This is a genomic window from Bradyrhizobium sp. PRIMUS42 (assembly GCF_023006515.1).
GTDB lineage: Bacteria > Pseudomonadota > Alphaproteobacteria > Rhizobiales > Xanthobacteraceae > Bradyrhizobium.
The window spans coordinates 1-10,942 of sequence record NZ_JALBGZ010000147.1; the positions used below are offsets into that span (position 1 = coordinate 1).

The window sequence follows — 10,942 nt, forward strand, 5'->3', positions numbered from 1 at the left end:
CCGGACCTGAACGCGCCGCTCGCCGGTCTCTGGTGGGCCGCCAAGGGCGACTGGGACCGCGCGCACAAGATCGTTCAGGACGAGAGCAGCCGCGAGGCGGCCTGGGTGCACGCGTACCTGCACCGCGTCGAAGGCGATCTCGGCAATGCCGGCTACTGGTACCGCCAGGCTGGGCAGATCGCAGCGAAGGATTCATTGGAAGCGGAGTGGGAGCGGATGGTTTCCGCGCTGCTCGGGGATGGAAAAGCATGAACGCGTCAGTCAGACAGGGAAAACTGATCAAGGGCCAGACCGGCGATTGGGAAGTCGTGATCGGCATGGAGGTGCATGCCCAAGTCACCTCGCAGTCGAAACTGTTCTCCGGGGCCTCGACCGAATTCGGCGGCGAGCCCAACAGCCATGTCTCGCTGGTCGACGCGGCGATGCCGGGCATGCTGCCTGTCATCAACGAGGAGTGCGTCAGGCAGGCTGTCCGAACCGGGCTCGGTCTCAACGCCGCGATCAATTTGCGCTCGGTGTTCGACCGCAAGAACTATTTCTATCCGGACTCGCCGCAGGGCTACCAGATCAGCCAGTACAAATCGCCGATCGTCGGCGAGGGCGACGTCGTCGTCGAACTGGACGGCGGCAAGGTCGCCACCATCGGTATCGAGCGGCTGCATCTGGAGCAGGATGCCGGCAAGTTGCTGCATGACCAGTCGCCGACCATGTCCTTTGTCGACCTCAATCGCTGCGGCGTGGCGTTGATGGAGATCGTATCCAAGCCTGACATCCGCGATGCCGAGCAGGCCAAGGCCTATGTGACCAAGCTGCGCTCGATCCTGCGCTATCTCGGCACCTGCGACGGCGACATGGAGAAGGGAAGCTTGCGGGCCGACGTCAACGTCTCGGTGCGCAAGCCCGGCGGGCCGCTCGGCACCCGCTGCGAGATCAAGAACATGAACTCGATCACCTTCATCGGGCAGGCGATCGAGTACGAGGCCCGGCGCCAGATCGAGATCCTCGAGGACGGCGGCGCCATCGACCAGGAGACGCGGCTCTACGACCCCAACAAGGGCGAGACCCGCTCGATGCGCTCCAAGGAAGAGGCGCATGACTACCGCTACTTCCCCGATCCCGACCTGCTGCCGCTCGAGTTCAACCAGGCGTTCGTCGACGCGCTGAAGGCGGAGCTGCCGGAGCTGCCGGACCAGAAGAAGACGCGCTTCGTCGCCGATCTCGGCCTGTCGGCCTACGATGCGAGCGTGCTGGTCGCCGAGCGCGAGAGCGCGGTGTTCTACGAGACCGTGCTCGACAGGCTCGCCAACCGTGCGCGCGACGGCAAGATGGCGGCGAACTGGGTGATCAACGAGCTGTTCGGTCGTCTGAACAAGGAAGGCCGGGATATTACGGACTCTCCCGTCAACGCCGAGCAGCTGGCTGCGATCATCGACCTGATCGGCGAGGGCACGATCTCCGGCAAGATCGCCAAGGATCTGTTCGAGATCGTCTGGCAGGAGGGCGGCGATCCCCGCGCACTGGTGGAAAGCCGCGGCATGAAGCAGGTGACCGACCTCTCGGCGATCGAGAAGGTGGTCGACGACATCATCGCGGCCAATCCCGACAAGGCCGCGCAGGTGAAGGACAAGCCGCAGTCGCTCGGCTGGTTCGTCGGCCAGGTGATGAAGGCGTCCGGCGGCAAGGCCAACCCGCAGAGCGTCAACGACCTGCTCAAGTCCAAGCTCGGCGTCTAGCGTCGCGCGTTCGAACGAGGTGACGGAGCGTGTCCGTCACCTCGCCTGCCGTTCGCGGCGCGACGCTCGCACGCATCCTCGGCGGCGAACTTCATCCCGATCAGACGCGATGCGACGACCGAATCGCCGTCACGCGATTCGCGCAAAACGGCGGCTCGCGCACGCTCCGACGAGCGCTCGCGGCGTTAAGCATGAAAATATTTTCGTTGCCAAAACTCGCGACTCAGAGTCCGCGAAACGCCCTTGCGAGGCGATCGCGCGCGTCGCGACACGCATCGTCGCGTTGATCATGCGCAATGCGTGAGTGCAGGAAAATACTTTCTGCATAGTGTTTTCCTGCAATCACTAGTCTGGCGAACACCGATGACGCGGCCACTCTCTGCGATCGCACGAACGCGTCATGCAGTGCGCTTGCATCGCGCTCGCCAAGCGCACGCGCGTTGCGTCGTCAACACTTCTTTAAGCGAGAAGCTGTTTTTTTCGTCGTGTTGGTGTATTCGGGATGAGTGTGCATTCGATCCCCGACTGCATGCAGCGATTAAAGCCATCTCACACATCGGAGGGCAACATGGCCAAGAAAGCGAAGAAGGCGAAGGCGAAGAAGGCGAAGAGCGCAGTGAAGAAGACTGCGAAGAAGACCCGCAAGGTCGCCAAGAAGAAGAAGTAACTTCGACTTCTGAAGTTGCCGGCTCCCAGAGAGCCGGCACGTCATCAGCACCTCCTGGAGGTTCTGATCGACGATAGAGGGTGTCGGCGAGACATCAGGTCAACGGTCGGATCGTTTGCTTTGACGGTCCGGCAGAAGAAACGAGTTTTCTTCGTTCGGTGCGGTTCTCCGGAAGGGGCTCCGCAATTTCACAAGAGGCCTTCGGGCCAACGTGAAATCTGGTCCTGACGTGTTCGCCGACGCCCTCGTTCTCCTGAGGCCGGGGTATTGCCGGCATCCCTTTCCCACATTGCTGATCTGACCGTGACGTGGCCGCGCTGCCATTGAGCAGGCGAAGGGCTGCGCGCATGCTGGGTGGCTGCCGCAGTCAGCGGGTCGTTCCACGTGTGCGGTGTCATCGCCCGGCATCGACCGGGCGTTCCGGTACGCCGCAGCTTCTCGGCGGACACCGCTCCCTCCGGGATACCGGTCACCCGCCATCGCGCACGGCAATTGCATATGACTTTGCGGCGCCTGAGCGCGCGCCTCCTCCTTCGAGACATCGCTTCCGGCGGTCTCCTCGGGATGACGCTATGCGGCGTCGGTGCCGTTGAAACAGCCGCCGCACACTCCCTCCTCATCCTGATGGCCGCCAAAGGCGGCGTCTCGAAGGATGGCCGCAGACGGTCTTCAAAGGCGATCGCTCTGCGCCTTCGCGGGTGATGACAGAGGTTGGGAAGCCGCAGGGCACGCGCCACCGCGCGCAATGGTTATCGTTCTCCCAAAATCGCAGGGTAAACCGAATCTTACGAATCGCAGAAGTGCCTGCAAATCGGGGATTTTTCGCATTCCGCGCGCTCCCTTCGCGCGCTCGCGTTTACGTCTGCTTCATCGCGATACTTAAACTGCCATTCAAATTTGCCCGCCATCATCGCCTCCAACAAGCCGGCAAACGGCACGGGGATGAGTTGAACAATATCTGGACGGGAGCCGCGCTCGGGGGAACGAGGCGGCACAAGAAAAAAGGGGATGCGTGATGTTTCAGGGTACTTTCGATATGGAGACGGCAACGCCGATCGACGCGAGCGCGCTGTCGGACGTGCTGTTCGAGCGCGGGATTTATTGGGCGAGCGGCCGCGCGGGCCTCGTCGATCTCGTCGCCGCGCACAAATGGTTCAACCTCGCCGCGCTGAAGGGCCGCAAGGACGCCGTGACGCTGCGCCAGGAAGTTGCCGGGCAGATGTCGGAGGTCGAGATCTCCGCCGCGCAGCGTGAGGCGAGGGCGTGGGTTTCCGCCCACTGAACCTCGGAAACGCGCCCACACCCGTGTTCGCACGGGTGGGCCCGGCTGCGTTGAATCAAGTTTCGTCGTCGTGCCGCCACATAAGGCCCGAGCGGCATGAGCGACCCCGACACCAACGGACGATGGCTACCGATTCAGATCGCTCCCGATGCGTGCGACCTGGAACTCGGGCGTCGGCACAAGACGGGGATTCTGCCCTGGTCGTTTCCGTGCCGGGGGAGGTCCGGCGTCTGGTTCAACATCTGGACCGACGAAGCGGTGCTGACTTCGCCCCTGGCGGATCTGGCGGTTCTGGCGGTTCCACCGCTAGACGCGGACGCACATATATAAAGATGGTGCGAATCGAGCCGAGCACACCGCGCCGATCCTTGCGCCAGGCTTTCGCGCCGGCCACACGACCGCTTTCAGGTGAAACGCACAGACTTTGAGTGATTCTGCCGCTGGGTGGCGGAGAGGGAGGGATTCGAACCCTCGATACAGCTTGAGACCGTATGACGCTTTAGCAAAGCGTTGCCTTCAGCCACTCGGCCACCTCTCCGGTGCGAGCCTTATGCATCTAATTGCTTGGGCCGGTCAATTTGGAAGCGTGTGTTTTCGCTCGAATATTCCCAGCGATTTTCGAAAACAAATCCGGCTTTCTCTCCGAACGCGCAGCTGGCGCAGTGAGAGAACAGGTGCCGACCTGGAACGTCTCGCATATGCAGGAACGATGGCCTTCACGTCTGAACGGCCGCCATTTTCATGCAAGTATTTGAATCTACGTCAAAAACCAGACCTGGTCGCGAGGAGGTTGTCGATGGCTCGAAGTCCTCGTCTCGGCCGTGGACTATTAAGTATTTGATTTATTTTGGCTTTGTGCGGCGTGTCGTGTCCCATGCCCGCTGTCCTGTCTGCCCTTGAACGTCGACTCAGCGCAAGGCTCCTCCGCCATCAGCTGGCTGGGCCGCTCGCTGGAGCGGAGTATCCCACGCACCCGAACCGTCCGGGAGGACAATCGGAACCTCTTGTTCCCCGGCGCCCACGTGTCCCTGCAGCCGTCCGCCGCAGCCGATCTTGCCAGGCCGGCGCCGATGGTAGATTGAGCGGTATCCTTGAGGGAGGAATGGGCTTGGCAGGTGAATTGCAGACCAAATTTCGACGTGCTGTCGATGCCTTCAACGCCCGTGATCTGATCAAAGCGGAAAAGATCCTGCAACAGATCGCAAGATCGTCTAGGAACATATTTGAAGTCGAGCACCTCTTGGGCGTCGTGAAACTCGTCCAGGGGCAATTTGCCGAGGCCGAGGTCCATCTCAGAGCGGCCGTAGCTCTCAATGGAAGCAGCGACGAGGCGCTCAGCAATTACGGGTACGCGCTGAAATCCCTGAACCGGCCACAAGAGGCCCTTGCGTGTTTCACGCGCGCATTGGCGGTAAATCCGCGCAATCCGCTTTCGTACCATAATCGAGGTTCGATACTTGCCGAGGTTGCGCGAAACTATCCGGAAGCGATCGACCAATTTGACAAGGCGACAGTCTACAATCCGAACTTTGCCGAAGCCTACGCAAGCAAAGGCAATTGCCTCGAAAAGCTGAAGCGCTTTGATGAGGCCGTCGTTGCCTACGACAAGGCATTGTCGATCAGGCCCGATCTGGAGAACGCGTGGCTTGGTCGAGGGAATGCTCTGCGAAATCTCGATCGCCACGACGATGCATTTGCCACGTACGACAAGGCGCTGTCGATCAACCCCGGTTTCGTGAATGCGTGGGTTGGCCGTGGCGACGTCTTCGCCGATCTCGGACGCCATGACGACGCGCTCGCTGCGTACGACAAGGCGGTGTCCGTCAAGCCCGATCTCGAGGGCGCTTGGGTTGCCAAGGGCCATGTCTTCTGGCGCCTGAAGCGCTATGACCAAGCGTCGGCTGCCTACGACACCGCACTGTCGATCCGATCGGATCTGGAGACTGCGTGGCTTGGTCGGGGCAACGTGTCGTTCGACCTGAAGCGCTACGACGAAGCGTCCGCTGCGTTTGACCGTGCGCTGTCGATCCGGCCTGATCTGGCGGAAGCCTGGCTTGGCCGGGGCAATGTCCTCAACGAGCTCAAGCGCCAAGACGATGCGTTCGCCGCGTTCGACCGTGCGCTGTCGATCAGGCCTGATCTCGCGGAAGCGTGGCTCGGTCGAGGCAATGTTGCCTGGGGGCTCAAGCGCTATGAGGAGGCTCTTGCGGCCTATGACCAGGCGCTCTTGATCAAGCCTGACCTGGAAGGGGCGTGGATTGGCCGGGGCAATGTCTTCGCTGAGCTCAAGCGCTATGATGATGCATTTGCTGCCTACGACAAGGCGCTTTCGATTGATCCTGATCTGGAGGGCATCGAGGGGCTGCGCCTTTTTGCAAAAATGAGCTTGTGCAATTGGGATAATCTGGACGACGAGATCGGTCATTTGGCTGGGGCGTTACGGGCCGGGAAGGCCAACAGCGCTCCCTTTGCGCTGCTGTCGTTGACCGACAATCCAGATGATCATCTGCGGTGCGCCAGGGCATGGGCGTCCGCCAAGTTTCCGCAATTGTCCAAACCCAGTTCAAGGGGGGAGATCCACGGGCATGCCAAGATTCGAGTCGGATATGTTTCCCCCGATTTTGGCCAACATCCGGTCGGGTATCTCACAGCCGGCATCTTCGAGAACCACGATACCGATCGCTTCGAGACGTACGCCTTTTCGATCGGTCCGGACGATGGCGGCGATCTGCGCATGAGACTGGAAAGAGCGTTTCATCGCTTCATCGATTGTCAGCACAAGCTCGACAGTGAAATTCTGAAAGCGATCGACGATGCACAGATCGACATTCTCGTCGATCTTGCAGGCCATACGCAGAATGCCAGGCTGTCCTTGTTCGCATCCAATCCGGCTCCGATTGTCGTCAATTATCTTGGATTTGCTGGAACATTGGGGAGCAGGGCGCTCGCCGACTACATCATTGCCGATCACGTCGCGTTGCCGGATCAAATCAGCCAATGCTTCGAAGAGAAGATCGTGCGCTTGCCTGGCAGCTTCATGCCGCGCGGCGACAACGGTGTGATCACCGGCGAGGCGCCCCTCAGGCGAGCCGATTACGGTCTGCGGCAGGAATGGATGGTGTTTTGCTGTTTCAACAACGCCTACAAGCTCAATCCGGCAGTCTTTGGATGCTGGATGAATGTTCTGAGGCGCGTGGACCAGTCGGTCTTGTGGTTGTCCGACGTGGGGGAGAACGCAAGGTCCAACCTGCGAAATCAAGCGAGGAGCCGAGGCATTGACCCCGATCGCCTAATATTTGCAAAGCGCGTTCCGTCATCATCCGAGCATTTGGCGCGTCACCGCCTCGCCGATCTCTTCCTGGATACGTTGCCTTACAACGCGCACACGACCGCCAGTGATGCCTTGTTCGCTGGCCTGCCGGTCGTGACCCAAATCGGTGATAGCTTCGCAGGTCGCGTCGCGGCGAGCTTGCTGAGCGCTGTCGGCCTGTCCGAACTGATCACGCGAACGCGTGAGGAGTATGAAGCGCTGGCGATCGATTTGGCGCTCGATAGGCCAAAGCTGCAGGTCATTCGCGAAAGGCTGCAGGACGGCCGCCTGCGAGCGTCGCTGTTCGATGCGGCGCTCTATACCAAGCGCCTGGAAGCTGCCTACGAGGCGATGTATCAACGCCACCAAGGCGGGCTGCCGCCAGACCACATCGAAGTTCACGCAGCCGGTTGAGAAGGCGGTTGCCCCGCAACGCGCGATCCGGAACCGCGTGATTGGGTCAGAGGAGGACGAACGCCATCGTCCTCAACGGCGGCGCGGAACCTATAACCTGCAGCGTGCCCCGAGCATCTCGCTTGCACCTCGCGTCCGCATCTCCGTGTGCCCCGGGTTCCTCGCTCCCCCAGCTCAGCCGATTCTTGAACCTCAAGCGGAAGCAACGATTCGGGCGCGCCCAAGCTGCAACAGACTTCACCGCTTCACGGGGGACTATTGGCCGGAAGTTCGCGGCAAATGGAACCCACAGAAATAACTGAATGAATTCAGTGTGTTGCCGCGGTCGACTGATCACATCTGCGTGTTATTTGTGCAACACCCTTCGGAAAACACACGTCATCGGCCCGTTCCGGAGCGTTCTGTTGTTGTGTGTGCAAAGACGTTCGGTAATTGTGACTGAGCGACGGAGGGGGGCATCCCAAGGTCGTCCCGTTTTAGGTGGTTCGCTTAAGTCCCTCGCGTTCAGCGGGTGTGTCCGAAGGCGCGAAGCGACTAAGCGGTGAGTTAAGGGACAAGGGAACCAACCTTAGGGTGTTTCACCCAGCGGATCCGGAACCTTCCCTATAGAGCAAACTTGGAGGTTTAACATGAAGTTGGTTAAGAGCCTTTTGCTCGGTTCAGCGGCGGGTCTGATCGCCGTTGGCGGAGCACAGGCAGCCGATCTCCCCGTGAAGGCCAAAGCGGTCGAATACGTGAAGATCTGCTCCCTGTACGGTGCCGGATTCTACTACATCCCGGGCACCGACACCTGCATCAAGCTGGGCGGTTACCTGCGCGCTGAAGTCGCGCTGGGCACCAATTCGGACTTCGGCGCTGGTCAGAACATTTCGAGCCAGGGCGCCAACGGTGCACGCAACCGTCTGACGAACTACTACACCGCTCGCGCTCGTGAAGATCTCAACATCGACACGCGCACCGCGACCGAGTACGGCGTCGTCCGTACCTTCTTCGACGGCGTGTTCTCCTGGACCACCGGCAACTATGTCGGCACCGGCAGCGCCACCGGCACCACCGCCTACAGCGGTACGCTGGCTGCCGCCACCAACCCCGGCGCGACCAGCACGGGCCTGTTCGGTTCGGGCTCCGGCTCGGTCAACGGCACCGATGGCAACACCTCGGGCGGTTCGCTCGGCGTGTACTACGCCTTCATCCAGTTCGCCGGCTTCACCATGGGTAAGGCCGTGTCGCAGTTCGACGCGCCCTGGACCAACTATCCCGGCAACAACTTCGACAGCCTCGTCGGCGGCAGCGGCACGGTCACTGGTGTCAACCAGTTCACCTACACCGCTGACTTCGGTCAGGGCGTGACGGCGTCGTTCTCGGCTGAAGACGCGGTCCAGTACTATCAGGCAGGTAACCTGAACATGACCGGCGCTACGGCGGCTGGCATGCTGGGTGGCGCCTACGGCTCCAACGCCATCGGCGGCTCGCGTTCGCCGAACCTCGTTGGTATGGTGCGTGTCGACCAGGCTTGGGGCCTCTTCCAGGCGTCGGTGGCTGCGCACGACAACCACGTTGGCTACTACGGCGCGTCCGAAGCCACTGGTCACCCCGACGACAAGTGGGGTTGGGCCGTTCAGCTCGCTCTGTCGATCAAGAACATCCCGACCGGTGCGGGTGACGTGATCAACATCCAGGGCGTCTACACCGACGGCGCGTCTCGCTACAACTTCCAGAACCTGGCGAGCGGCACCTACTCGATGTGGGGCACCACGAGCTCGGCTAACTACGGTAGCGTCGGCTTCGCCACCGCTCCGGACACCGTGTTCGTCACGGGCAGCCAGCAGGAGACGGTCAAGACCTGGGGCTTCCGCGGTGCTTACACCCACAACTGGGATCCCTACTGGAACACCGCGATCTACGGTGCTTACGCTCAGGCGCAGTTCGGCACCTTGGCTAAGACCACGCTCTGCGGCGCCGGTGGTGCTGGTGGTGGCGTGTTCGGTGCTGGCTTCGCCGGCGTGACCTCGTGTAACCCGGACTTCGCGATCGCCCAGCTGGGTATCATCACCCGCTGGACCCCGGTCAAGAACCTGACGTTCTCGGCTGACCTTGCCTGGACCCACCTCGACCAGAAGTACGCTGGTACGGTGACCCCGGCTGCTACGATCGCCGTCCCGGCCAAGCCGGCTGCGACCTACGACCTCAAGGATCAGGACACGATCGTTCTGCTCCTCCGCGCTCAGCGCAACTGGTAAGTTCGGTCTAACGACCTGACAGAGAGCCCCGGCGGGAAACCGCCGGGGCTTTTCTTTTGCCGCGTGCTCGCTTTGCGCAATGGGGCAAGTTGGCCCGTCGTTCTCCATTGATCGGCCTTCGTTGCGATCTGATGGCAGCCGTTGTGGGAAAGCGGTCTCCGCGCTTGCCCCCCATCGAGGCGCGCAGGGGAGAACTGCCGTGGCGAGGGTGGCCGTGCAAACACCTCGTTGATCTGCCTTTGCAGCGGTAGCGGCCGGCGCCTTCATCGTCGCGCAGGCGGGGCAACGGCGAGCTTGCCGATCTGACCGCGGCTGGCGCAGCGCTCGAGGAGCGCGTCGAGGAAGGTCTCGCCCGAGGACCGCACTTCGCCCGCTGGATAGCTTCGGCGGCTCAGATCTTGCCGGGACAGCGCTCGCCACGCATGCTCGCGGCTGCGAATCGAAAGAGGGGATCGCTACTCCACGCTTGCGGTGCCGCGGCGCAAGTCGGCCTCGATCTGCAAGCGCGAGCCGCCGCCGAAGCGGGCGCGGTAGACCTGAAGGTTCTCCATGATCCGCTGCACGTAGTTGCGCGTCTCGGAGAACGGAATCAGCTCGACCCAGTCGACCGCGTCCACCTTGGGGTCGCGCGGATCGCCGTAGCGGTCGATCCACTTCTTCACGCTGCCGCGGCCGGCATTGTAGGCGGCAAAGGTCATGATGTAGGAGCCGCGGTAATCCTCGAGCAGTCCGCCGAGCTCGGCCGAGCCGAGCGTGGCGTTGTAGACCGAATCGTTCTTCAGCCGACCCAGATCGTAAGTCGCGCCGTGCCGCTTGCAGACATAGCGCGCGGCGTCCGGCGTCACCTGCATCAGCCCATAGGCTTGTGCCGGCGAGACCACCGAGGGGTTGAACGCGCTTTCCTGCCGCGCGATCGCGTAGACGATGCTGCGCTCGACCTCGGGGCCGATCGGCGTGAATTGCGGAATGCCGTTGACGGGGTAGGCGTAGAAGTCGAAGGGCAGGCCGCGGTTGAGCGCGGCCTTGCCGAGCAGCAGCATGCCGCGCGCGTCGCTGTAGCGCTGGGTCAGCTCGCCGAGACCGGCAAGCGCTTCGGGATCGCCGTTTTCGCCCATGTCAGCGAGCAGAGGTATCGCCATCTCGCGCTCGTCGAGCTCGTAGAGCAAATGCGCGGCGCGCACGATCTCCAGCCGGTCGGCGCCGCGCCCGCGCGGCTGACTGTTGAGCTCGATCTGGGGCAGGCCGAGCTTTGCGCGTGCGAGCTGGCCGTAATAGCTGGTCGATTGTTCGGCAGCC

6 protein-coding genes and 1 tRNA gene are annotated in these 10,942 nt (G+C 61.9%); 5 read left to right on the top strand and 2 right to left on the bottom strand.

Annotated elements, in window-relative coordinates:
- The 3 genes from MOV75_RS13985 to MOV75_RS13995 form a co-directional block, all read left to right on the top strand.
- On the top strand, window positions 1-252 hold a 252-nt coding region (locus MOV75_RS13985; protein ID WP_247006002.1), incomplete at its 5' end, for a hypothetical protein.
- Entirely contained in the window at window positions 249-1,733 is a 1,485-nt protein-coding gene (gatB, locus tag MOV75_RS13990; RefSeq protein WP_246924351.1) for an Asp-tRNA(Asn)/Glu-tRNA(Gln) amidotransferase subunit GatB, read from the top strand. The genes MOV75_RS13985 and gatB, both read left to right, overlap by 4 nt.
- A 1,682-nt stretch (window positions 1,734-3,415) precedes the next feature.
- Entirely contained in the window at window positions 3,416-3,682 is a 267-nt protein-coding gene (locus MOV75_RS13995) for a hypothetical protein (RefSeq protein ID WP_246924347.1), read from the top strand.
- A 445-nt stretch (window positions 3,683-4,127) separates the two neighbouring features.
- Here MOV75_RS13995 and MOV75_RS14000 read toward each other — a convergent pair.
- A tRNA-Ser gene (locus MOV75_RS14000) sits at window positions 4,128-4,220 on the bottom strand.
- 570 nt (window positions 4,221-4,790) lie between these two features.
- On the opposite strand from MOV75_RS14000, the gene MOV75_RS14005 reads away from it, so the two are divergent.
- On the top strand, window positions 4,791-7,406 hold the full coding sequence (locus MOV75_RS14005; RefSeq protein WP_246924343.1) for a tetratricopeptide repeat protein: 2,616 nt from the start codon (window positions 4,791-4,793) through the stop codon (window positions 7,404-7,406).
- A gap of 629 nt (window positions 7,407-8,035) precedes the next feature.
- Window positions 8,036-9,646: a porin gene (locus MOV75_RS14010; protein WP_246924340.1), complete on the top strand. Its 1,611-nt coding sequence runs from the start codon at window positions 8,036-8,038 to the stop codon at window positions 9,644-9,646.
- Window positions 9,647-10,101: 455 nt separating this feature from the next.
- Here the strand turns inward: MOV75_RS14010 and MOV75_RS14015 are convergent.
- A partial coding sequence (locus tag MOV75_RS14015; protein WP_247006004.1) for a lytic transglycosylase domain-containing protein occupies window positions 10,102-10,942 on the bottom strand: 841 nt, incomplete at its 5' end.